This window comes from Streptomyces sp. NEAU-sy36 (assembly GCF_013423905.1).
Lineage (GTDB): Bacteria > Actinomycetota > Actinomycetes > Streptomycetales > Streptomycetaceae > Streptomyces > Streptomyces misionensis.
Genome location: NZ_CP058977.1, coordinates 6,389,961 through 6,414,131, shown reverse-complemented (window position 1 = coordinate 6,414,131; position 24,171 = coordinate 6,389,961). Strand labels below are relative to the sequence as shown.

Genomic DNA, 24,171 nt, shown 5'->3' with positions numbered 1-24,171 from the left:
TCCGACGTCATCACGGTATCCGCCGGAATGTTCAAGGGGGGAGAGTTCCGATGCCCCGCCGCTGACGCTCTCAAGACCCGCGGCTACCACACCACCGACCCCGTACCGCGGCGCCGCGAGCGGTTGGAGCACTTTGCTCTGGGCCCCTTCATGGCTGCCTGCGACATCCGTTCGAGGCCTGCCGGCCACCCGCCCCGGACACGTACCGGGCCCTTGCACGACGGTCTGCGGACCTGGTCGGAGCACGGCGTGACGTTGTACGAGGCGGCCTTCCCCCTCGACCCGGAACGTCCCCTGCACGAGGTGCCCGAGCCGTGGACGTACCGCTACCGGCCGTCCGGTCCCGACCCGCGCGACGCCCAGGAGTACCGCCTCACCGTGTGGGGCCGCTGCCTGGCCTCCCCCGACGGTGCCTACCGCGAGCTTCGTCTGCCCGTGCACCGCCTGCGGGACCTGCCGCCCGACGGGTTCACCGCGGCCGTCGCCCTGGTGCTGGCCGAGGGTGCCCCCGGACCACCGCCGGAGCACGTACGGGTCGTGGAGTTCGCGCTCTTCGATGGCCGTACGCGGGAACTCTTCGCGGGGAGCCGGGAAGAGGCGCGCGCCCGGTACCGCGAACACGGCCCCGCTGCCCTGGCCGGCGTACTGGACGGACGGGAATACCGCCCGGGATCCGCCTGTGGCGGGTGCCCCTACCTGTCGGTGTGCCCGGCCCTACGCACAGCGCCCGGACTGCTTGGCATCGAGGCGCACGACCGGCCCCGCCGCACCTGGTCGGTCACCAACGGGCGGGCCTACCGAGCCTGCCCGGCGCGCGATCATATGCGCCGGCTGCACCTGCCCACGGCGGATTCCGTCGAACACGAGGTGACGGCCGAGCGCGGCCGGGCGCTGCACGCCTACCTCGCCGAACGGCACGCCCACGGATCGCCTCGGCCCTGCACGGTCGAGGTTCCCGAGGAGTGGGTACCGAAGGGATTCGACCTGCCCGCACACGAACGCGCACTCGGCGCCCTGCTGTTGCGGCGGCACGCCGCGGTCTGTCCGCTGCGGTACGTCGGGGACGGTACGGATGTGCGGACCGAGCCCCGGGTGGTGCGGCACGACACAGCCGCCGACGTGGTGGTCCTGGCCGCGCCCGACCTGCTCTACCGGGATGCTGGGTCATGGGTGTGGCGCGAGACCAAGACCTCCGTCACCGATCGGCGGCCCGACCGCCCCTTACTGGAGCGCTATCCGCAGTTGGCCCTGGCCGTCGTGCTGATCGCCCGCGGTGACCTGGGCGGTGACCCGTTCCGCGCGCGGGTCGAGCTGGAGGTGCTGCGCCCCGGCGGCGCCGACCTGGAGATCATCGACCCCTTCGCCCCGGCCAATCGGATCACCGCCGAGAAGGTACTGCGGGCGATGGTGGCCGACTGGCACGGGGACGACCAGTACGCGGCCCGGCCCGGACGCTGCTGCGAGCGGTGCGAAGTGGCCCGCTGGTGCACGGCGTCGTCCGTCAGCGAGGCCGCGGCATGAGGGCGGGGTCGTCCGGCCGGGCCGATCGGCCGGACGCCGGCCAGGCCCCCGAGGACGTGGGCAGCGGCCTCTTCGGCGAACTCGCCCGCATGGTGGCGGCTCTCTCCGAGGTCCAAGGGCTCCGCTCCTTCACCCTGCCCTATCCCGCCCTCGCCCAGCGGGCGCTGGATCACACGGTGATGCGCTGCCTCGATGCGGGAGAGGCGCCGCCGAGGAGCCTTCCGGAGCTGTGGGAGTGGTGCCGGACCAGGCCGTCCGACGACCCACTCTTCGCGGTCCCCTCCTCCCTGGTCTCACCGGGCACCACGCTGGTGCACCGGGTCGGCCGGATGCCGACCCGGTCGTGTCTCGAGGTGGCCTCGCACGGACCGGACGGAGGCGTGGCGGGCCACGCCCGCGCGCTCCTCGGGGACCTGCGCACGCGGAGTGGAACGGAGGAGCGCTACCGGCAGTGCCGGGCGTTCCTGGCGCGTCACCCGGTCGTCCACCAGCAGGACCGCTTCGCGCCGGGTTGGAGCAGGGCCGTCTGGAGCCGGGTCAAGAGCCTCTACGGTCCGTTGCCCGAGTTCCTGCTCGTCGACGGGGACTTCCTGTACTGCCCCTCGTGCAGGCTCCCTGCGCTGCCCCGGGACAGTACCGTGCCCGTGCCCAGACCGTCCGGCACCGGCGCGGAAGTCTGGTGCGAGGGGGAGGACTGCCCGTGCGATGCCCCTCTGCGGCTCATCCGTGAGCCGGACCAGGCGTCGATCCTGCACCGCTCGCTGCGGTGGTACCTCGTACTGCCGCACCGCACCGACGAAGCCGCTCGGGAGGCACTGGAGTGCGCCGAAGTCGCACACGAGCCCCTGCCCGGTCTTCTGCCCGCCTACCGGCTCAGGGACACCGGCCCCCACATTGTGGACATCCAGGTGTACGACCGCCTGCAGCCGGCGCTCCTCGCAGCCCATCTCACCGACAACACACCTCTCGCGGATCGCACCCTCGTCGTGGTCCCCGACGCGCTCGCCGGACGGGACGGCTACCGGCAGGCCTTCACCGATGCGCTTCCCGCGCTCCTGCGGGACCGGCTGGTGCTCACCACCCCCATGGACCTGGTGCCCGACGTGGGACAGGCCCGGCGAGAGGAGAAGGACGATGCGTAGTATCACCCCGCCCCTGACCGACGTGTTCAAAGCGCTCAAGGCATTTCTGGGGTACTCCGTGCCCCAGCCCGCGCTGGAAGCCCTCTGCCAGGTCGAACTCGGCCTGTACCTCCAGCAGAAGATGATGCCGGGCAGCCCCGCGGGCAGCGCCTGGGTGCTGTTCAGCGGATACGGGTTCGCCGAGGCGCACCGGGCACCGCTGCCATCCGATGCGGCGAAGACCCTGCGTATCGCCAGGTACTCGCTGTGGACGCTGCGCCGGAGCCGTACCTGGCTCGAGGCGCTGTACACCTACCAGAGGCTCGACCCCAGGGTGCGCGCCTACGACGTACTGGACGCCGAGACACCCGCTGCCCGCCGCGACCTCTCCGTCGCCGGCGACCGCTTCTCCGTCTACGAGCAACTGCTGCGTGCCGCACCGCCGCTGGCGGGCAGGCGCCTGCCGGTCGCGGGTCAGGGCCCGCACGCCTTCCCCGTCAGTCGCACCATGGCCGTCGTCGACCTGCCGCCGGTCCCCCGCGTCCCCCTCGTCGCCCACGACATGGACCTGGAACCGGCCGGCGGCGGCGAGCCCTTGATCTTCACCAGGGAGGACCTGGAGCGCACGGCGGCGGAGATGGACGCCCAACACGCTCGCTCCGGCAAGGGCCGGGCACCACGGTGGCTGGAGCGGCTACGGTCGTTCGACCTGTCCACCAAGGAGAACGGAACCTTCCACAAGGCGAGGAAGGGCGAGGACTTCGCCTTCACGGTCGATGGCATCCAGCACCTGCTCGGCATCGTCGGCGCCGGCAAGAGCACACTGCGCGACATCATCGCCGTCCATCTCGCCAAGCTGGGCAAGCGCACCACCATCGTCGTCACCGATGTCGCGGAGGTGCTGAAGCTCGTCCGGCTCTACGACCTCTACACCGACGGCGCCGCCGCACCCGTGCTCGGCTCCTCGGGCCGTGAGCGGCACGCCCAGCGGTTGCACCGTCGGCTGGCGGGCCGGGGCGAGCACCGACTGCTCGCCCACGACGACCCCGCCTTCGCCTACCTCGGCACGTCCTGCCTGCTCAACGCCAGACGGCAGGGCGCCACGCCGACGACCGAACCACTCGCCTACGGTGAGGCACCCTGCTCCCGGCTCCGACCCCCCTCGGCCCCGCGGCGTGACCCGAGCGACGGACTGCACTCCGCGTGGCAGAAGAGGGTGACGAGCTGCCCGTACTGGTCCGCCTGTCCCCGTCACCACGGAGCTCGGACCCTGGTCGGCGCCCTGATCTGGGTGGCCACACCGGCCGGGCTGATCGACGCCTCACCGCCCCGCCCTCAGAACGGCGAGCGCATCCGCTTCCTCGAACTCGCCTGCCGCCGTAGTGACCTCGTGATCATCGACGAGGCCGACCGTGTCCAGATGCAGCTCGACCGGACTTTCGCACCCGCCGTGGTCCTCGCCAGCGACGAGGACAAGGGCCTCATCGACCAGCTGAGCCGGCACAAGATCCGGGAACTCGCGGCCGGCGGACGCACCCAGCTCTCCGAACGGGACGTCGAAACCTTCGCCGCCGCCCTCAACACCGCAGGCGCGGCCACCGACCGGCTGTACGCGATGCTCGTCGCCGGGTACGAGCTGCGCAAGTGGGTGCGAACGGGCTACTTCAGCGCCTGGACGCTCCAGCTGGGGCTCCTCGACGAACGCTACGAACTCCCCGACGACAGCGGTCCGGATCACCCTCATCACGCCCCCCGCGAGGCTCTCGGGAAACTGCTCGACGCGTTCCGGGACAACCCCTTCGGCGACCGTCACCGCAGGACGAAGGAGGACTTCAGCCGGCTGACCGCCCTCCTCAACGAACTGCTCCACACCGGAAACCCGGAGAACACCCGGCGCCGCCTCACCGAGGTCATGGACGAGGTCTTCGCCATCGACCCGAAGTACATGGCTGCCCGGCAGCGGAAGTACCAAGAGGCGTACGACAAGTGGCAGCGCGAGGAGGAGGAACAGAAGAAGAAGCGCGGGCACCGCAGGAAGCCCAAGCCTCCGCCCCAGACTCCCGAGGAATGGCGGAAGCAACTCGCGGAGCGCTTCGAGTTCACACTGTTGCTCAGCGCCCTGGAACCACGGCTCGCCATGATCAACGCCATGTGGCCCCGTGTCGAGGCCGCCCTCAGCCTGGGCTTCAACACGATGTACCGCCGACCGCTCGACTACGGCCCGATGGTGCCCGAGGCCCCGATGGGCAATGTGCTCGGGTTCCAGTTTCGGGTCCCGGGTGAGGACAAGGGCGGAGTCCGCAGCGGCGAACTGACCTTCTTCCGGTGCAGCGGCGTCGGACGTGAACTGCTGCGCGCCATCCCCGATCTCACCTCCGTAGACGGCAGGCCCGGTGCCCACTTGCTGCTCATGTCGGGCAGCAGCTGGGCGGGCGCGGCCAGCCGCTACCACGTCTGCGTCCCGGTCGGTGTGGTCATCGAACCGCCGGCCGAGGTGACCGAACGCATCGCCAACGAGAGCTCTATGCGCTTCGAGTTCATCGACGACGGCGACGAGAAACTGCGCATGTCGGGAACCCACCCGGACGACCGCCCGGAGAAGCTGCGCCGCATCGCGTGCCATCTAGGTGAGAGCGGAGACGAGTACGAGGTCACTGGCGGTGGTCCGCTCCAGCAGGAGTTGCTCTCTCTTCCTCCAGGGCGCGACCAGATCCTTCTGCTGGTCGGCAGCTATGCCGAGGCACGTGTGGTGGCCGACACACTGCACAACCTCAACGTCCGCTGGCGCAACAAGGTGCTGTGCCTGGTGTCGGACGACGAGGAGATCACCGCGGAGGACGAGGCGCCATCCGCCTACCACGCCCGATCACTGCGCCGGGGCGACGTCGAGCACCTGAAGGACCTCAAGGCGGACATCCTGGTGGCGCCCCTACTCGCGCTGGAACGCGGCCACAACATCCTCAACGAGGGCGACGAGGCGGCCATCGGCACGGTCTACTTCCTGGCACGGCCCCATCCGCACCCAGAGGACCTCCACCTGGCCGTCAACGCCGTCAACGACTGGGTCGTCCGCGCCGTCACCGGTGGTGACTTCGCCACCCTGGTGCAGGGAAAACCCACCGTCGAGGAAGGAGCGGAGGAGTTCCGCCGCCTCGCCCGTTCGTACTGGTACCAGGTACTCGCCCGTTCTATGGCGTGGAGCCGTCTCGACGACGACGTACGGGAGCAGGTCACCTGGGACATGCTGGTCCTGTTGTGGCAGGTGATCGGGCGACTCGTACGCGGTGGCGTACCGGCCCGGGTGGTCTTCGTCGACGCCGCCTTCGCCCCCAACCGCGGCGCCGTACCGGCGCGGCCCGACACCCCCGAATCCAGTCTGCTGCACAGCGTCCTCGCCGTCCTGGACCCGTATTTCGACGGCGGCACGACGACCGCGGAGGAGCAGTTCATCGTCCGCGCCCTGTACGCGCCCCTGCGCAGCATGCTCACCCGCCTGCTCGCCGCCGTACCCGCCCACCCGTAAGCACCGAAGCCCTGTCCCAGGAGGTAGCTCCGTGTACCACCACATTCGCGTCGCGGCCTACGAACCCGACCCGCTCCACGGACCCTGGCGGGAGGAGATGAAAGTGCTGCGGCTCGGCGAGGACCTGCACGCCGAGCTCACCGGGATGCATGCCGAGGCGGGCAAGAACTCCGTCCACCCCCACCGGCTCCCCGTGCGCAGGCTCAACTCCCTGCTCCAGGCGATGGCGCCAGGAGTCATCGCGACCGGCCGCAACGCCGGGACGGACGGCCGTCTGCCGTGGCTCTATGCGCGGGAAGCCGTCCCGCCGGACGTGCTGGCCCCGGTGGTTGGAGCTTGGGCGGCGGACATGTACCGGGAGGACGACGACTCGGAGGGCGCCGATCTCGAAGAGAGGCTCCGCTCCGGTGACCCGGCCGAGACGGTACGTCTGCCCCACTGGGAGACGGAACCGGTCGACCTCGCCGAGAGTGTGCTCTCGGCGGGCGGAACCGCCGAACCCGCCGCGCGGCTCTACAGCCTGCTGCCCGAGTGGATCGCCTTCCGGCTGGCCGCCCGGACGTTCCGCACGGGCGGCACCCCGCTCCACTTCCGCGTCGAGAGCTCGGGTGACGGCGCGCGACTCGTCTCCTGGCCGCCTCAGCGATACGAGCGCCGTCGGCAGACCTGGTATTACTCGGCCTGTCTCACCATCACCGTCCACACCGTGCCGTTCGCCCCGCGGTTCCGCGTCCATGTGTCCACCCAGGTACGCCGGTGGGCCACCCGACTGGACGTACGCCCCCACCAGCTCGGCGGTACCACCGTCCTGCTCGACGCTCCACTGCCATGGCCGGAAGGGCCGGACCGGGGCCACCGGCTGATGGTGAACACGCTGGGCTACGACCGGCGGTCGAAGGAACTGGCCTGGCGCCGGCACAGCCCCGCACCGCTCGTGCCCGAGCTGGACATCGTGCGCAACTATCCCCGGCCCGACTCGCTCTTCTCCGACCCCGAACGCTGGATCAACGGTTCCGGGGACGTGGCCGCCGGCATCGTCTACCACCCGTCGATCGGCCCGCACGAGGTCGGACCCGGGCTGATGCCACGGGAGCGGGCGGACCTGGACGCCTGGGTCGAGGAAGGGCTGCGCCCCCTGCTGACCCGGGTTTCCGACCTCACGCGCGTCTCCCGGAGCAACACACCCTCCCTGCTGCCCCGTTCCGGCGCCGGACGCGTCCCGGGCGTCCGCGACGCCCAGCTGGCTCTGCAACGGCGGGCGGCGCTGACACGCGCACTGAACGGCCGCCCCCTGGAGATCGATGTCTTCTGGCAGTCCCCGGAAACCCGTGCGGCGCTGCTCGCCGAGCTGCCCAAGCTCATTGGTCTTCCTGCCGGGCAGCAAGTGCCGTCGGCCGACGGGGAGACCTGGCAGTGGCAGTGCGAGGGGGTCGACATCCGCGTCCGGGCCCGGCCCGCGGGGCCCTTGGCCGACGCCCTGCCGACCACCCGAGCCCGCGGGCGCCTCAGGGCCGTCCGGCTGGCCGAGGCCATCGAAGGGCGCTGCGGGCTCGTGGCGGACCGGGCGGACCCGCTCCTCGGCGGGGCCGGAGTCGTGATCACGGAGATCGCCGGCAAGGAGCGCTTCGCCGCCGTCCCGGACTCCGACCCCAAGCACGCGCTGCGCATCGCCTGGGCACGGCAGGGACGGCTGACCCAGTTCGTGAACTCGCCCGACGACACCGACAGCGCTCTGGAACACCGGGCCAGGTGGACCTGGCTGGACGCCTTCCGGCAGCTGGGCGCGATCAGCCCGCCCGCCCATCGGGTGGGAGCCGGCATTCCGGGCGACCTTCAGTACGCGGCGCTCTGGCTCGTACGCCACACCATGAAGGGGCCCACGCGATGCCCCGTTCACCGGCTGGTGGCGGTGCGGGTGCGCCCCGGGGACGGACCCGGCGTCATCGAGGGGTGGGACGCGGAACGAGCCGAATGGGTGCCGTATCCGAAGCTGTTGCTGCTGCTCTCCCAGGCACGGGAACCGGCGGCGAGCGGCGGGAAGGAGACCGGCACGGGGAAGCTCGTCGATGACTCGGCAGCCCCGGGAGGATCCCGGCCCGCTGCCCGCCCGGGCGTGGAGCAGGACAGGCAGCGGGAGACCGAGCGGCAGATCCGGGCACTGCTCTTCCAGCTCCGCGACCGCCCGACGCTGCTGCTGGCGGACGCCGGCAATCTGCGCCAGTGCTGGCCTGGCCTGCGCAACGGTGCACTGGTCCGCGACATGCTCGGCTTCGGGGCCGAACCCGCCCAGCGGCACACGCTCTACGGCCACGACCTGCGGGTGCTGCTCGTACGGGACGCCAACGCCCGGGGTGAAGTGGCGGAGTGGTACGCCCACGACACCGAGGACGGGGTCGGCTTCGCCGAGGGTGTGTGGGGGACGGCGGATACGGAGGGCCGTGTCTTCGCGAGTACGGCCTCGAAGCCGCACACGGTGGCGAAACTACCGAAGGGGCTCATGAAGCTGGTGCCCACGGCACAGGGCCGGACAGCGCCCGGGAAGACCGCGTGGAACCCCGGACAACTGGAGATCACCGTGCTCGGCTGTCTGTCGGAGAAGGTGCTGACGGACTCGGGGCGTGCGGGTGGCCCGCCCGACCGGCCGGCGGAGTGGGCGACGCTCGCACACCAGCTGCGTTACCACGACGACTACCCGCCGCTCGCCCGGCCTCTCCCGCTGCACTTGGCGCGTCTCGCCGCTGAGTACGTGCTTCCGGTGGCCGGAACGAAGTAAGCGGGGGAGTAGGTCATCCGCTTCCTGAGCGAGGTGCCGCCTGAATGGGGCGTCCCAAACGATCGACGCTGATATGGATCAATGCTTCCCTCGTGTGAGCGCCGAAGCCTGAACCTGACCACGGGGACGGCGTCTGGTGCACTCCTTGCTGGGATCACTGGGCGTCCGCCGTGACGCTCGTTTGACGCTCTTCGCACCTGGTGGCCCCAGTGCGTGGCGATTCTGGAGCCGTTTGCGTAGGGCCTCTGACCTTCGGACCCTTGTCGTTTCCTCAGGCGGGGCCTGCCCGCTCCGTCCGCTGCGCTCCGTCTGTTTCCCGGCATGCCTGACGTGGACCACGTCTGATGCGTCCGAAGTCACTAACCCGCTGTTCTGCGAGCATGACGGGGACGGCGGCTGTGCCTCGGCCGTCGCAGGCCGCCACCGAGGCAAGGTGAGTGGAGCCAGGGTCGCGCCGTCGGCCGGTCATGCGCGCACCGGTCGCCCGCTTCGTCCGAGGCCGCCGTGGCCCTGGTGCTGCGCGCCGGCGCCCGGGAACTCGGTGGGGGTGCGGCAGCGGTGGCGGTCGGGGCCCCTGCCGTGGTGCCCCGACCGGCTTCGACGCGGCCGCAGGTGTCGGTGCGTTCGTCCCGTTCCGGGGGAGTCGTCGGCCTGGCCACTCCGGCACCGGGCGCGGACCGACCCTGCCCTTCACGGCAATGCCGTCCAAGCTCTTGAGCCCGCTCGCGTTGTGTGCCAGCCTCTTTTCAACAACAGCGCACACATTTCGTTCGGAACCGAACATCGTCGGACAACGACAAGCGTGTCACGAACCCATGGATCGTGAGCGTCGATCGTGGAGGCCGGAACCCTTGGGGGCGCTCCCAAGGGGGCCGCCTGGCGCGGGCACAACGGACAGGCCGAAGTGGTCCGGGAGCCGACCGGCGGCGCCGTGCCTCCCCGGTGTGAACGAGCCCGGCTCCCGCGCATGCGCCGCCGTCCCGGGTGCACCCCCCCACACGTGCCCTCGCCAACTCCGCGCGAGGAACCCGTTCCGGAGGTCCACGGCAATGTCCGCACACATTCCCCCCGCACGACGAACGCTGCGCCATCTGCTGCGCCGGTCGAGGATGTTAGCGCTCACATCGATCGGCGCCCTTCTCGCGTTCGCGCTCCCCCTGCTCGTTGTCGGAACGGCCCAGCCCGCGGCCGCACTGGGCAACGGCCTCGCGTTGACGCCGCAGATGGGATTCAACGACTGGAACGCCTACGGCTGCGACGTCTCCGAGGCGCTCATCAAGTCCACCGCGCAGGCGATGCACACCAACGGCATGCAGGCAGCGGGCTACACGTACGTCAACATCGACGACTGCTGGATGACGCACTCCCGGGACTCGTCGGGCCGGCTGGTCCCCGATCCGGCGAAGTTCCCGGACGGCATCAAGGGGACCGCCGACTACGTCCATTCGCTCGGTCTCAAGCTGGGCATCTACGAGGACGCCGGCACCGCCACCTGCGCCGGCTACCCCGGCAGTCTCGGTCACGAGACCACCGACGCACAGTCCTTCGCCTCCTGGGGCGTCGACTACCTGAAGTACGACAACTGTAACAACAACGGGGTGTCCGCGCAGACCCGCTACACCGCCATGCGCGACGCTCTCGCCGCGACCGGCCGGCCCATCCTGTACAGCCTGTGCAACTGGGGTCAGGACAACGTGTGGACCTGGGGCGCGGGCGTCGGCAACAGCTGGCGCACCACCGGAGACATCACCGCCGGCTACTCCAGCATGCTCTCCATCTTCCACGCCAACGTGGGCCTGGCCTCCTACGCCGGTCCCGGCCACTGGAACGACCCGGACATGCTGGAGGTCGGCAACAGCGGCCTGACGGACACCGAGGCCCGCACGGAGTTCAGCCTGTGGGCCCAGATGGCCGCTCCGCTCATCGCCGGCACGAACCTGACCTCCGCCAGTTCCACCACGTTGTCCATCTACACCAACTCCCGCGTGATCGCGGTGGACCAGGACTCGTTGGGCAGGCAGGGAACCATGGTGTCCTCGTCGAACGGCCTGGACGTCCTGGCCAAGCCGCTCGCGGGCGGCGACGTGTCCGTCGCGCTGTTCAACGAGACCGGATCGACGGCGACCATCAGCACCACCGCGACAGCGGTCGGCAAGACCGGCGCCTCCAGCTACACCCTGACCGACCTGTGGTCCGGGGCGACGTCCACCACGTCGGGCGCGATCAGCGCATCGGTACCAGCGCACGGAACCGTCATGTACCGGGTCGCCGGTGGCAGCAGCACCGGAGGCGGGGATACCACGGGCGAGATCCAGGCGGTGGGCGCCGGCAAGTGCCTCGACGTACCCGGCTCGACCACCACCGCCGGCACCCAGGTCCAGATCTGGACCTGCGGCGGCGGAGCGAACCAGCGCTGGACGCACAACTCCTCTCAGCAGCTGACGGTCTACTCGGGCGGTTCGCAGATGTGCCTGGACGCGTTCGACAACCAGACCACGCCCGGCACCAAGGTGGAGATCTGGCAGTGCAACGGCCAGAGCAACCAACAGTGGAGGATCAATACCGACGGCACCATCACCGGAGTCCAGTCCGGACTCTGCCTGGACGTCACCGGCGGCTCCACCGCCAACGGTGCCCTGATCGAACTGTGGACCTGCAACGGCCAGTCCAACCAGCAGTGGAAGCTGAGTTGAGCTGAGCCTGCCGGGACTGTCGTAGGAATCGCCGTCCGGGCTCCGAGCCCCGGGGCCCGGACGGCCTCGGCACACCGTTTCCCGTGTGCACGCTCCGAGACGCTCTCGTCCTCACAAGGCGCTGCCGCCGACCGCCGGAGAACACCGCCGGCACCTTCCACGAAGGGGCAGTCGTCGCTGGATACCCGAGTGATGTCCCTCTGCGTCCCCCAGGCGCCTCGGCGACCGACGGCGCCCTCGTCGAGCCGTGAACCGGCACCGGCGGCTCCTGCAGGCAAGGCACCTTCGCTCCGGAAAGGAAACCACCGTGGCAGCTTTCAGCCGGTTGCTCCGGCAGTTACGCACGTCGACGGCCGTGCTCATCGGCCTCGTCCTGGCCGCCGGCGGCTTGGTCACCGGCCTCGCCGAGCCGGCCCACGCGGCCGACTCGATCACGATCAACGGCTCCTCCGGGGGCCGCACGTTCGACGGAGTGGGCGCGATCAGCGGAGGCGGCGGCAACAGCAGGCTCCTGGTCGACTATCCCGAGCCCGAGCGAGGCCAGATCCTGGACTACCTCTTCCGGCCCGGCTACGGCGCCTCCCTGCAGATCCTCAAGACCGAGATCGGAGGTGACACGAACTCCACGTCGGGGGCCGAACCGAGCCACGAGCACACGCGGGGGGACCTGAACTGCGGCCGGGGCTACGAGTGGTGGCTGATGGAGCAGGCCAAGGCGCGCAACCCGGACATCAAGCTGTACGGCCTCGCCTGGGGCGCGCCCGGCTGGATAGGCAACGGCGACTTCTGGTCCGCCGACATGATCGACTACCTGGTCTCCTGGCTTGGCTGTGCCAAGCAGCACGGGCTGACCATCGACTACCTGGGCGGATGGAACGAGCGCGGCTACAACGTCTCCTGGTACGAGCGACTGCGCGCGGCGCTCGACGGCAACGGCTACGGCAGCATCAAGATCGTCGGAGCCGACTCCGACTGGTCCATCGCGAACGACGTGAACTCCGACTCGGCCTTCGCCTCCTCGGTCGACATCATCGGCACCCACTATCCCTGCGGTTACCGCTCCGCGCAGACCGACTGCGGTGTCCCGTCGTCCGCCACCTCGTCCGGCAAGCAACTGTGGGCCAGCGAGAACGGCTCCGACGACTACAACTCCGGCGCCAACGCGATGGCCCGCGGCATCAACCGCGGCTACATCGACGGCAAGATGACCGCGTACCTCAACTGGCCCGTCGTCGCCGCGATCACGCCGAACCTGCCGTATCCCACGATGGGTCTCGCGCTCACCCCGCAGCCGTGGTCCGGCTACTACGCGATCGGCAGGAACACCTGGGTGACGGCCCAGACCAGCCAGTTCACCGCCCCGGGCTGGCAGTATCTCGACTCCTCCAGCGGCTATATCGGCGGCAACCGCGGCAACGGCAGCTACGTCTCCCTGAAGTCCACGAACAGGTCCGACTACTCCACGGTCATCGAGACCATGGACGCGAGCAGCGCCCAGACGCTGGACTTCAACGTCACCGGGGGGCTGTCCACCGGAACGGTCCACATCTGGTCGACCGACGTCAACTCCTCGAACCAGGCCGACTACTTCGTGCACTCCGCCGACATCACCCCGTCGAACGGCGGCTTCAGCCTGACCGTGCAGCCCGGCCGTGTCTACACGATCACCACCACCACGGGCCAGGGCAAGGGGAGCGCCGCAGGACCGGCCCGGAGCGCGATGAGCCTGCCCTACAGCGACACCTTCGACGGTTACACCACCGGCGCCGAGGCGAAGTACCTCATGGACTGGCAGGGCGCCTTCGAAGTCGCCTCCTGCGGCGGCGGACGCGGCGGCAGGTGCGTGCGGCAGATGAGCGCGCAGGCACCGATCACCTGGGACCCGCTCACCGATCCGCACGCCCTGCTCGGCGACCTCGGCTGGAGCGACTACACCGTCTCCTCCGACGTACTGCTAGAGAAGTCCGGATACGCCGAGCTGCTCGGCCGGGCCAACACCCAGAGCTACAGCGGGGCCGCGGGCCTGAACGCCTACCACCTGCGCGTGAGCGACACCGGAGCCTGGTCGGTTCTGCGCACCGACACAGGCGGCAGCGTGACCACGCTGGCACACGGAACGACCGCGGCGATCGGCACCAACCGGTGGCACACGCTGTCACTCGCCTTCTCCGGCAGCACCATCACCGCCTCGATCGACGGTGCCACGGTGGGGTCGGCCGACGACTACGGCTACGCGGGCGGACAGGTCGGCTACGCCACAGGCCAGGGCGAGACGGCGCAGTTCGACAACCTGTCCATCACCCCCGGCCCGGGCGGACCGGGCGGCGCCACCACCGGCCCCATCACCGGCGTGGGCTCCGGCCGCTGCGTGGACGTGCCCAACCAGTCCCAGTCGAACGGGACCCAGGTGGAGCTGTGGGACTGCAACGGCGGCGGCAACCAGCAGTGGACCAGCACGTCGGCCGGTGAGCTGCGGGTCTACGGCGGCGACTGTCTGGACGCGGCCGGGCAGGCCACCAGTCCCGGCACCAAGGTGGACATCTACACCTGCAACGGCGGCGGCAACCAGAAGTGGAAACTCAACGCCGACGGCACGATCACCGGCAACCAGTCCGGCCTGTGCCTGGACGCCACCGGCAACGGAACCGCCAACGGCACCCTGCTGGAGCTGTGGACCTGCAACGGCGGCAGCAACCAGAAGTGGACCCGCTACTGATCGCTGCCCACTCGTCGCGCCCGGCACACGGCCCCTGACCGCCGGCGCGGTCACGGGATGGTGGACGTCACCGGCGCGGGCCCGGTCTCCGCGGCCAGGCGTCGCAGGAAGTCCGGCACGGTGGTCACCGGGCCCTCCCAGCCCAGCCGTCGGCCGAGGCGGGCCAGTTGGGGGAGTTCGAGGGCCTGGCCGTCCGTGGCGGCGACGTGGGCGAGCCAGCCGGTGACCGGGCCGTCCCAGGCGATGCGGCCGTTGCCCAGGACGAGGACGCGGTCGAAGTGCTCCACGCAGAAGTCCATGTCGTGGGTGATGGCGAGGACGGTCCGGCCGTCGGCGGCCAGGTCGTCGACCAGATTGCCCAGCAGGACGACGGAGGCGTGGTCCTGGCCGGTCGTCGGCTCGTCGAGGACGACGACCGGGGTGTCCATGGCCAGGACCGAGGCGAGGGCGACCCGTTTGCGCTCGCCCAGCGACAGGTGGTGGGGGTGGGTGTCGCGCCACTGCGTCAGACCCGTTCTGCGCAGGGCGGACTCGACCAGCTCCGCGCGGCGGGCGGGCGGGAAGCCGAGGTTGCGCGGGCCGAACCCCACCTCCTTGTCGACGCTCGCCGCGTGGAGCTGGTCGTCCGGGTTCTGGAAGACGAACCCGACGGTGCGGGCGAGTTCGGCGATGCCGAGGCCGTCGGCCCGCCGTCCGTCGATCTCGATGGTTCCGGAGGCCGGACGTTCGATGCCGACGAGGTGACGGGCGAGGGTGCTCTTGCCCGCGCCGTTGGCGCCGACGATGGCCACCCGTTCACCGGCCTCGACGGAGAAGCTCACCCCGTCCAGGGCCGTGGTGCCGTTGGGGTAGCGGAACGTCAGGGAATCGATCCGTATGATCATCGCCAGTCTCCTCGGTCGGGGCGGCCCACCGTCTCGCCGAATCCCGCGGCGGCGGCGTCGAGCGTCACCGGCAGCGGCCTTCGGCCCGGCCAGAGTCCCCGGTCCGCCGCGCGGCGCGCGGCCACCGTGTAGCGCAGCGGCGCGACTCCCCACTCCTCCAGCCGCTCGTCCGCCAGTACCTCCTCGGGCGTGCCGTTCGCCACGACCGCCCCGCGGTCGAGCACGAGGACGCGGTCGGCCGCGCGGGCGAGTCGTTCCATCCGGTGTTCGATCAGCAGGACGGTGACGCCCTTCTCCTTGAGGGTGTCGAGCGCCTCGAAGACCAGCGCGTTTCCGGCCGCGTCCAGTTGCGAGGTCGGCTCGTCGAGCACCATGACAGTGGGCCGCATGACCAGGATCGAGCCGATGGCCAGCAGTTGCTGCTGCCCGCCCGACAGCTCGTACGGCGACCGGTCGGCCACCTCGGCGAGCCCGAGGTCGTGCAGGACGGGGTCGATCCGGGCGGTCATCTCGTCCCGTGGGACGCCGAGGTTCTCCAGGCCGAAGGCGATCTCCTCGCGTACGGAGAAGCGGGCGCCGGAGATCTGGTTGAACGGATTCTGCATGACGAGCCCGACCTCGCCCACGAGCCCGGACAGCGGAGTGTCGGCCAGGTCCCTGCCGTTGACCTGGACCGCCCCCTCCGCCGTGCCTCCGGTGAGATGGGGAACGGTGCCGCTCACCACGCCGGCCAGGGTGCTCTTGCCCGCGCCGCTGCCGCCCACCACCGCGCACAGTTCGCGGGGCCCGACCTCGAACTCGATGTCGCGGAGCGCCGGCCGGGAACCGGTGGGGTAGGTGAAGGAGAAACCCTTGACTTCGATCAACGCATGACTCCCCACACGTTCACAGTGACCGCGGCCGCGGCGCACAGCATCAAGGCGGCGCGCAGGCATCGTTGTGCCCCGCTGTCCGGGACCGTGGTGAGGCTCGTGGGGTGGCGGGTGGCGCCGAATCCCCGGGTCTCCATGGCGGCGGCGCGTTCGCCCACGTCGGTGAAGGCGCCGAGGATCAGCGGTCCCATCAGCGGTATCAGCGCCCGCGCCCGGCCGCGCAGACCGTGGATCACCTGGCCGCGTGCCTGCTGGGCATGGAGGATCTGCGTGGCGCGACGACTGAGCGCCGGCACGATCTGCAGCGCCGCCGACGCGATGTAGATGAGGCTCGGCGACACATCGCGTTCGCTCAGGGCGCTCATGAAGGCCCCGGCGTGGGTGGTGAGGAGCAGCAGGAAGAACCCGCTCATCAGCACCAGGATGTGGAGTGCCGTCAGAAACGCGAAGGAGACGCCCTCGCTCTTCAGTTTCAGCGGGCCGAGTTGGGCAATCACGTCATGGGCATCGGGCAGGAAGAATCCCTGGACCAGGAACAGGACCACGGCAACCGGAACCCAGAACGTGGCGAGCAGGAGCAGGAAACGCCGTAACACTCCCGCGCCGATCGCGGCCGGAAGGAGCAGCGCGCCGAAGAGCAGCAGAGGCCACCAGTAATCCACCACGGCGAAAGCACAGACGGTCACGGTGACGGCGAAGGCGAGTTTCGTCAGGGGATTGAGCCGGTGAATGCCGGAGGCGCCGGTCGCGGGTGTGGTGTCCCGCACGGTGTTCACCCGGCCCTCACCAGGTCGGGCCGGGGCGCCAGGATGTGCCGGTCCCGGACGAACGGGAAGCGGTGGAGGAATCCCGGTGGCAGGCCCTTGAGAATGGCCATCGCGAGCACCACCGTCAGCGCCTTGTCGAGCGGATCCGCCACCAGTCCTTGCAGGGTGGCGGCCTTGAGCATGCCGTTGCCGAACGCCTGGAAGGTCGCGATCAGCGCGGACTGGCCCACCGATCCGCTGGCGTTGCCGAAGACGAAGGCGGTGATGGGGGCGGAGATGACGCCCGCGACCACACCGATCAGGCCACCGGCCAGCACCGCGGTGGGGAGCCGCCGGAACAGACCCGCGCGTGCCAGCACGCCCGCGGTGAAGCCGATCATGGCCGCCGTCACGGCGTAGGGCAGGGCGCCGGGTGTGATCGTCATGCCCACGATGACACTGGCGAGCGCCCCGGTCGCGGCCCCGGCGGCCGGCCCCGCGACGACTCCCACCAGCACGGTTCCGATGGAGTCGAGCTGGAGGGGCAGGCCGCTGAAGTAGACGATCTTGCCCATCACGATGTTCACCGTGATGGCCACGGGTAACAGGGCCACGGTGGTGGGAGGCAGCCGGGCCACGGCGCCGGAGACGATCAGGAGGGCGCCGAGCGTGTATCCCACCAGGGCCAGCAGCGCGATCGGGCCACCCACGCCATGCGTCGAGGTGGGGTGGACGGCGATGAGCCCCGCGTAGGTCACGAGCACCACGCCGGTGCCCCACCCTATACGCCACCGCTCGTTCAACCATGGGGGAGCGGAGCGATTGAAACCAGCCATTCTTTGACCTCATTCCAACGGAAGCGAGGTGATTACTGGAAATTCAAGCGCGCACACTAGCAGGGCCTCTCCAATGGGTGTCAACGGCGCAGTGGTTTTCCTGATTCATGGGCCTCTCGGGTGGCTGCGACTGTAACTCGCGTATTTCAAACGCTGGTTGACAATGGCTGGGTGGCTGGTGTGGGATCACTTGGGCAGCTGGCCAACAAGCCACGATGGTTTGTCCGAGTTGACGCGAAGTGAACTTTTCGCCCATCCCATCCCTCGGGCAACTCTCAAAATTAAGGGGAACGCGGCATGGATGTTTTCCGTTCTTTTGCTGATGCCTATACGTCCGGTCTCCAGATGGTCCTCGACGAGGGAAGCGACATCCCCTCGGTCCGCGACCCGCTCTCCAAGGCATCCGACTTCGGCCGCAACGACCGCCCCTACCGCGAACTCATCGCCCACCGCAGCACGATCGAGAACCCCACGTCCTGTCTCGCGGTCACCCCGCACCTGCCGGTGAACCTCTCGTACTGTTTCGGCCTCCTCGCCTGGTCACTCGACGGCCGCAACGACGTGGAGACCCCCGCGTACTACCGCCGGGGCGCCCACGAGTACTCGGACGACCAGCACACCCTCAGCGGCGCCTTCGGCCACCGGCTGATCACGGCCAACGGGAACCAGCTGGAGGAGGTCGTCGGCCGCATCGAGCGCGACCCGGCCCACCGCCGGGCCTTCGCCCTGGTCCTGGAGCCGCAGGACAACTTCCGCCAGTCGCGGGAGTACCCCTGCGCCGTCGGCGTGCACCTCTTCCTGCGGGACGGGGCCCTCGTCTGGCTCACCGTGATGCGCGCCCAGCAGGCGCTGACCGTCCTGCCCTACGACGCCTTCCTCTTCATGGGCATGCAGCAGTACGCCGCCGGACTGCTCGGCGTGCCCGCCGGCCGGTACATCCACCAGGCAGGAACGTTCCACTTCTACGAGAACGAGACCGCGCTCGCCCAGAAGATCGTGGACGACCCGGCGCTCCCGGCCGCCCTGCCGGCCTTCCCCACCACCCCGGAGGGCGCCCGCGAGGCGGCGCGGGAACTCGTCGACCTCGAATCCCGGCTCCGCGAGGCCGCCCAGGCGCAGGACACCGCCACGGTCGACAAGATCGCCGCGACCCCGGCCGTCACCGACTTCGCGGACGTGGCCCGCGCCTGTCTGGCCACCCACGCCTACCGCAAGCTCGGCGACACCACCTCCCTGGTGACCAGCCGGGCCGCCGAGCCCGCCGTCGCCGAGCTGATCTCGGCCATCTGATCCCCTCCGAAGCGCAGGGACCTCACGTGATACTGACGGTTCGTCCACCCCTGGAACCGCGATGTCCCGACCCCGCCGCCCGGCAGGAGCTGGCCGACCGCCTCTCCCGCCGGCGCGACCTCTTCGAGCGGGCCGGAGCCACCGCCGCCCGCCCGGGCCGGGACCCCTACCTGTTTCCGATCATGGCCGCCCTGGCCCCCGTCGCCACCAGCCGTGGCGGGGAGGTCGCCTACCCCGGCGACCCCATGTGCCTCTACTCGGCCCTCTCCCTCACCATCGAACGGTCCGTCGCCCGCCTGGTGCGAGGTCTCGCCGCGCAGCCGTCGCTGGACGACGTCGCCGCCGACTGGGGCCGCTACCCGGACGACGCCTACCGCCGCGCCGAGGACGGACCGCGTTCCGTGCTCGTGGCGGACAGCCGCACCACCGACGGCCATGTCTTCGACCCGCGCATCTGGGACGATGTGGCCCGCGAGGCGTTCATCACCGAACTGCGGGCCCTGCGGCCCAAGGTGCTGCTGCTCAGCTCCGTCTCGGCCGGCCACCGCTACGCGCTGGAGATGGCCGAACTGGCCAAGGAGCACGCACCGGGCTGCCTGGTGATCCTCGGCGGCAGACACGCCGACGAGACCGTCCGCTACCGGCATGCCGACCGCACGGCCGACCTGTCCTGGAGCAGCACGGTCGAGGTCATCCGCGACGGCCGCGCCCGGCCCGTGGTCGACTTCGTGGTGGCGGGGGACGGATCTCCCCTCCTCGACCTGTTATTACGTGCGGTCGGGCTGGTGGCCACCCCCGGGTTCGGCCCCACCGCCGTCGAGGAGGTCCTCGACGCGCTCGACCTCGTCGCCACCCATGACGGGGGGACCAAGGGGCTCGGCAGCATCGTCGGCCTCACCGCGGAGGAAGCCGTGCTCGTCCCCGTGCAGGGGGAGCGTCTCGGCGCGGCCCAACTCCCCTCGCCCTACGAGGCGTTCTCCGTGCGGGCCCGGTTCGGGATCTTCACCCGCGCCGGCAGCTCCCCTCTGGGCAGCCGCACCGCCCACGTGATGACGCTGGACGCCTGCCCCTTCAAGTGCACCTTCTGCTCCGAGAGCATCCAGGTGTCGCAGCGGCCCACGCGGTTCGCGGTGTCCGAGACCGAGCACGTCGCCCGGCGGATCGAGCAACTGGTCGACTGGGGAACGGAGGCGGCCTTCTTCGACGACCCCGTCTTCTGGGGCGGCAACTGGAAGGCGATCACCGACTTCTGCCACGAACTGGCGCGCCTGCGGGCCCGCCGGCCGGAGGTCCGGTCGTTCGAGTGGGGCGCGCAGCTCACCGTGGACGTCGTCCTCAACCGAGCCAAGGCGAAGGAGGTGCACGAGGCCCTCGACCTCATGAGGGAGAACGGCTGCACCTACGTCTACATCGGCATCGAGAGCATGGCCCAGCAGGTCATGCGCAACGTCGGCAAGAACCTGCTGCGCCGCAACCCCGAAGCCTGGGTGAGCAAGGTGCGGGAAGCCCTGACCACCATCAGGGACCACGGGATCCGTGTGGGCAGCTCCGTCCTGTTCGGACTCGACGGCGAGAACCGGCAGACCATCGAGGAGACGATCGAGGAGATCGGCCGCCTCATCGACGACGGACTGCTCGTCATGGCCAGCCCGAACATCCTCACCTACCACCCCGGTACCGCGATCACCGCGGCACACGGGCAGGACCGGCTCGACTACCACTCGCGCAAGGACAACCGGCCGCCCTACACGTACTTCGAGGAGGCGTACCCCGAGGTGGTCTCCCGGCTCCTGGACGAGGACGACATCTGGTTCATCCACGAGGCCTCGGCCAAGCGATGGGGCAGCACCCGCAACAGCGCCGCCGAGTCGGCGGCCCCCATAGGCGCATGACGCCCACCAGCGGAAGGAATGCCGTGAACGACCACGTGCTGGACGTCGACGAGAAGAGCTACTGGGGTCCGTACTACTCGTACTTCCCCGCCCTCGCCCGCTACATCCCGATGGGCGAGTACGTCCGCCGGGTGCGCCCGACCGCCTGCGTGCTCGGCGCCTCGGACGGAAAGTTCGCCCTTCCCCTGCTCCGCGCCGGCTGGAAGGTCGTCGCCGTGGAGACCGACGCGCTCTTCCTGGACGGGGGCGAGTTCGACCTCGTCGACGGCCACCACGAGGTCGTCGGCCTCCGGGAGCGGCTGGCGTCCGAGGGCCTCGCCGAGAACTGCACCATCGTGGAGCAGGACTACATGACCCTCCCGGCCTCGGGCGAGTTCCAGCTGGTGCTGGGCAGCGGCCTGTGGTCGATGCCCCCCAACCGGGCCCACACCCTGGAAGCGCTCATCCATCACGCGATGGACATGGTCGCACCGCGCGGCATCTTCTTCGGCGAGTACCTGATCGGGCTCAACGACGAGGAGCGCACGTGCGGTTACTACCCGCCCCGGGAGGAGATGGACCGCATCGTCGACCGCCCCGGCTGGCAGCTCTTCGAGAACGCCGACCTCGGCATCCGCGGCGAGAGCCACCTCGGCTACGAGGAGTGGCACTACCACCGGTACGCCGCCGCCATCGTGCACCGCATGCCGCTGCCCACCGTCCCCGAATCGACCCCGTGACCTCCACGGACACCGCACGGACCGGCGGGCGCCCCCACCTTTGCGGGGGCGCCCGCCCGGCGGTCGTCGTCTCGGACCTGGACGGCACGCTGCTGAACGCGGACGGCAAGATCGGCGAACGCACCCGCAGGGCGCTCGGCGCCGCCGTGGCGGCCGGCGTGCACCTGGTCCTCGCCACCGCCCGGCCCGCCTGGTCCGCCCGGCAGGTGCTGCTGCCGCTGCGCGGCCTGGGCGCGTCGCTCGTCTCCTCGAACGGCGCCGTCACCGGCGAACTGGACGACCCCCGGCCGCGGCGGGTCCGCGCCATGGCACCGGCCCGGGTGCGCGAGGCGCTCGCGCTCCTCGGCCCGGCGCCCTGGGCGGTGGACCGCCCCTCCGGGCGGCTGCTCGGCCCCGACTGGCCGGACGTCCTCAGCAGCGGCGGCGCCGGTGCGCCCCGTGTCGAGGAGGTGCCGGACGACGAGGACGTCCTCTGTCTCATGGCCCTTTGCCCGGACCCGCCCCCGCCCTCCCTCCTCGACCCCGCCGGTCTGTGCTGGACCTCGTCGGACGCCGGACTCGTCGAGGTGTCGGCGCCCGGCGCGGACAAGCGGTCCGCCGTCTCGTGGCTCCTCGACCGCCGCGGTCTCGACTGGAGCACCGTCGTCGCCTTCGGCGACGCACCCAACGACCTGAGCCTTCTGCGCTCGGCCGCCACCGCGGTGGCGGTGGCCAACGCCGTTTCTGTCGTACGGTCTTCGGCGACGGAACTGACGGCCGGCCACGACGAGGACGGGGTGGCCAAGTGGGTGGAGAGGAACCTGCTGTGAGTGAAGTGAACCCTCCGGGCAGCCCGCCGGCGGGGAAGGTATGGATAGTCGGCGGGCCGGGCTGCGGGAAGTCGACCCTCGCCGGACTGCTGACGGAGCCCGACGCGCCCCCGGTCTGCCTGGACACCCTTTTCTGGGGCCCGGGTTGGACACCGGTGCCGGAGGACACGTTCCTCGCGGAGGTGGGAAAGGCGCTGGAGGCCGAGCGCTGGGTGGTCGACGGCCAGTTCCCCGCCGCCGTCGCGGCCTACGCCCACACCGCCGACTGCGTGATCTGGCTCGACCCGCCGCTGTACATCGCCTGGCCCCGGCTGCTGCGCCGCACCCTGCGCCGCTGGATACGCCGGGAGAAGCTGTACGGCGGCACCCGGGAGACCTTCTGGACCGTGGTCGGCCCCCGCTCGATCCTCTGGTACGCCCTCAAGGTGCGCGCGGAACAACGGCGCGCCAACCACGCCCTGTTCGTACGCCTGTCGGGGTCCGACGTGCGTCTCATCCGGTTCCGCGGCGGCGACGTGCGGGACCTCGTCGGCCGGACCGCCCGGTGATCCAGTCCGGGCCGATGGAACAATCCGCTTGTCAACGTCGGGAGTTACCCATGGATGTCCGCACCTACAACACAGTCGGGGCGCTGCCCGGCGCCGACTGGGACTCTCTCGCGTCCGGGTCCACCATCTACTCGACCGCGGGCTTCCAGGGCGTACGGGAGGAAGAACTCCCGCAGGGGGCGCAGGCCCGTCACATCATGGCCCACGACGCCGACGGCACCGTCGCGGCCGGTCTTGAGGCGTACACGTTCACCCGGCCCCCGCACGCGCTGTACACGCCCGCCGACCTGCTGGCCGGGCTCGTCGACGAGGAGCGCCACGCGGCCGTCGCGTCGCGGCCGCTGGCGATCGGGGCGGGCTGGTCCGAGTTCCGTGGCCAGGTCGTCCACCGCCCGGACGCCGGGCCCGAGCAGCGGACGGCGGCCGTCGAGGCCCTGACCACCGAGGCCCTGAACTTCGCCAAGCAGGCCGAGGCGTCCGTACTCGCCTACTACTACCTGCCGCGCGAGGACGCGCTCGACATCGCCCGCGCCCATGAGCACGCGGGCGCCGTCCTGCTCTTCCACGACGTGGAGACGGTGCTCCCGATCGGACTCTGGGACGACCTGGACGACTACTACGCCTGGCTCCCCGCGAAACGGCGCCCGCGCGCCCGGCGCGAGGTCCGGACCTTCCGCGAGAGCGGGCGCACCGTGCGCGAGGTCGCGCTGCCCGAGGTGGTCGACCGCATCGCCCCGCTCAACAGCGCGCTGATGCGCAAGCACGGCCACGACTACGGGGTCGCCCGGGCCGCGGAGGTCTACGGCCGGCAGGGCCGGTACCTGGGCGACCGCAGCACGCTGCTGCTGGCCGAGGAGGGCGACAGCCCCGTCGGCTTCGCCCTGCGCTACCGCCACCAGGACATGCTCTACGCCCGCGTGGCCGGCTTCGACTACGGCTACGCCAACAAGGCGGACTACTTCAACCTGGTCTTCTACCACCCGATCGCCCAGGGGACGGGGCGCACCACCCGCGCCATCCACCTGGGCCTCGGCACCTTCGAGGCCAAGCTGAGCCGGGGGGCCCAGCCGGTCCCGCTGTACACGGTGCTCGTGGGCGTGGACCAGCCCCTCGGGGCCGACCCCGACGCCGTGCGGGAGCGCAACCGCGAGGAGACCGAGGCGTTCGGGGCCGCGTACGCGCGGCACGTGGTCGGCGGGCTCGACACGGAGGACTGGCAGCTGTGAAC

Annotated in this window: 16 protein-coding genes; 12 read left to right on the top strand and 4 right to left on the bottom strand. The window is 70.5% G+C overall.

Going from position 1 to position 24,171, the window contains the following annotated elements:
• Positions 1–249: 249 nt before the first annotated feature.
• The 6 genes from HZZ00_RS27890 to HZZ00_RS27865 all read left to right on the top strand — a co-directional run bounded on the left by HZZ00_RS27890 (position 250) and on the right by HZZ00_RS27865 (position 14,347).
• Positions 250–1,521, top strand: coding sequence for a PD-(D/E)XK nuclease family protein (locus tag HZZ00_RS27890; protein ID WP_257585418.1), 1,272 nt, complete (start codon positions 250–252; stop codon positions 1,519–1,521).
• Positions 1,518–2,663: a hypothetical protein gene (locus tag HZZ00_RS27885; RefSeq protein ID WP_180329031.1), complete on the top strand. Its 1,146-nt coding sequence runs from the start codon at positions 1,518–1,520 to the stop codon at positions 2,661–2,663. Before HZZ00_RS27890 ends, HZZ00_RS27885 begins: the two co-directional genes overlap by 4 nt.
• Complete coding sequence (locus HZZ00_RS27880) at positions 2,656–6,165, top strand: hypothetical protein (protein WP_180329030.1); 3,510 nt, start codon at positions 2,656–2,658, stop codon at positions 6,163–6,165. The genes HZZ00_RS27885 and HZZ00_RS27880 overlap by 8 nt, the downstream gene beginning before the upstream one ends.
• Before the next feature lie 31 nt (positions 6,166–6,196).
• Positions 6,197–8,938, top strand: a complete 2,742-nt coding sequence (locus HZZ00_RS27875) for a pPIWI_RE module domain-containing protein (RefSeq protein ID WP_180329029.1) — start codon at positions 6,197–6,199, stop codon at positions 8,936–8,938.
• A gap of 1,109 nt (positions 8,939–10,047) precedes the next feature.
• Positions 10,048–11,631, top strand: a complete 1,584-nt coding sequence (locus HZZ00_RS27870; protein ID WP_180329028.1) for a ricin-type beta-trefoil lectin domain protein — start codon at positions 10,048–10,050, stop codon at positions 11,629–11,631.
• Between the two features lie 307 nt (positions 11,632–11,938).
• A complete protein-coding gene (locus HZZ00_RS27865; RefSeq protein WP_180329027.1) occupies positions 11,939–14,347 on the top strand; it encodes a ricin-type beta-trefoil lectin domain protein in 2,409 nt (802 codons plus the stop codon).
• Positions 14,348–14,397: 50 nt separating this feature from the next.
• Here the strand turns inward: HZZ00_RS27865 and HZZ00_RS27860 are convergent, their stop codons facing one another.
• From HZZ00_RS27860 to HZZ00_RS27845, 4 genes are read right to left on the bottom strand one after another with little or no spacing between them, the layout of a single operon-like run.
• Positions 14,398–15,231: an energy-coupling factor ABC transporter ATP-binding protein gene (locus tag HZZ00_RS27860; RefSeq protein WP_180329026.1), complete on the bottom strand. Its 834-nt coding sequence runs from the start codon at positions 15,229–15,231 to the stop codon at positions 14,398–14,400.
• Entirely contained in the window at positions 15,228–16,097 is an 870-nt protein-coding gene (locus HZZ00_RS27855) for an energy-coupling factor ABC transporter ATP-binding protein (protein WP_180329025.1), read from the bottom strand. The genes HZZ00_RS27860 and HZZ00_RS27855 overlap by 4 nt, the downstream gene beginning before the upstream one ends.
• On the bottom strand, positions 16,094–16,879 hold the full coding sequence (locus tag HZZ00_RS27850) for an energy-coupling factor transporter transmembrane protein EcfT (protein ID WP_180329024.1): 786 nt from the start codon (positions 16,877–16,879) through the stop codon (positions 16,094–16,096). Before HZZ00_RS27850 ends, HZZ00_RS27855 begins: the two co-directional genes overlap by 4 nt.
• The gene (locus HZZ00_RS27845) at positions 16,876–17,616 is read right to left on the bottom strand and encodes a hypothetical protein (RefSeq protein ID WP_180329023.1); all 741 of its coding nucleotides are present in this window, start codon (positions 17,614–17,616) and stop codon (positions 16,876–16,878) included. The genes HZZ00_RS27850 and HZZ00_RS27845 overlap by 4 nt, the downstream gene beginning before the upstream one ends.
• Before the next feature lie 366 nt (positions 17,617–17,982).
• Between HZZ00_RS27845 and HZZ00_RS27840 the strand changes: the two genes are divergently transcribed.
• Genes HZZ00_RS27840 through HZZ00_RS27815 form a run of 6 tightly spaced genes read left to right on the top strand, consistent with a single transcriptional unit; the run spans position 17,983 to position 24,169 of the window.
• A complete protein-coding gene (locus HZZ00_RS27840) occupies positions 17,983–18,975 on the top strand; it encodes a thymidylate synthase (RefSeq protein ID WP_180329022.1) in 993 nt (330 codons plus the stop codon).
• 26 nt (positions 18,976–19,001) lie between these two features.
• Entirely contained in the window at positions 19,002–20,867 is a 1,866-nt protein-coding gene (locus HZZ00_RS27835; RefSeq protein WP_180329021.1) for a radical SAM protein, read from the top strand.
• A gap of 23 nt (positions 20,868–20,890) precedes the next feature.
• Entirely contained in the window at positions 20,891–21,586 is a 696-nt protein-coding gene (locus HZZ00_RS27830) for a hypothetical protein (protein ID WP_180329020.1), read from the top strand.
• On the top strand, positions 21,583–22,395 hold the full coding sequence (locus HZZ00_RS27825; RefSeq protein WP_180329019.1) for an HAD family hydrolase: 813 nt from the start codon (positions 21,583–21,585) through the stop codon (positions 22,393–22,395). The genes HZZ00_RS27830 and HZZ00_RS27825 overlap by 4 nt, the downstream gene beginning before the upstream one ends.
• Complete coding sequence (locus HZZ00_RS27820) at positions 22,392–22,943, top strand: hypothetical protein (RefSeq protein WP_180329018.1); 552 nt, start codon at positions 22,392–22,394, stop codon at positions 22,941–22,943. The genes HZZ00_RS27825 and HZZ00_RS27820 overlap by 4 nt, the downstream gene beginning before the upstream one ends.
• Before the next feature lie 50 nt (positions 22,944–22,993).
• Positions 22,994–24,169 (top strand): GNAT family N-acetyltransferase, encoded by a 1,176-nt coding sequence (locus HZZ00_RS27815; protein WP_180329017.1) that lies wholly within the window; start codon positions 22,994–22,996, stop codon positions 24,167–24,169.
• The last annotated feature ends 2 nt before the right edge of the window (positions 24,170–24,171 follow it).

Excerpts from the sequence above, each read along its gene's own strand:
- HZZ00_RS27885 (WP_180329031.1), top strand. The coding sequence starts at position 1,518 with ATGAGGGCGGGGTCGTCCGGCCGGGCCGATCGGCCGGACGCCGGCCAG.
- HZZ00_RS27880 (WP_180329030.1), top strand. The coding sequence starts at position 2,656 with ATGCGTAGTATCACCCCGCCCCTGACCGACGTGTTCAAAGCGCTCAAG.
- HZZ00_RS27870 (WP_180329028.1), top strand. The coding sequence starts at position 10,048 with ATGTTAGCGCTCACATCGATCGGCGCCCTTCTCGCGTTCGCGCTCCCC.
- HZZ00_RS27860 (WP_180329026.1), bottom strand. The coding sequence starts at position 15,231 with ATGATCATACGGATCGATTCCCTGACGTTCCGCTACCCCAACGGCACC.
- HZZ00_RS27840 (WP_180329022.1), top strand. The coding sequence starts at position 17,983 with ATGGATGTTTTCCGTTCTTTTGCTGATGCCTATACGTCCGGTCTCCAG.
- HZZ00_RS27815 (WP_180329017.1), top strand. The coding sequence starts at position 22,994 with ATGGATGTCCGCACCTACAACACAGTCGGGGCGCTGCCCGGCGCCGAC.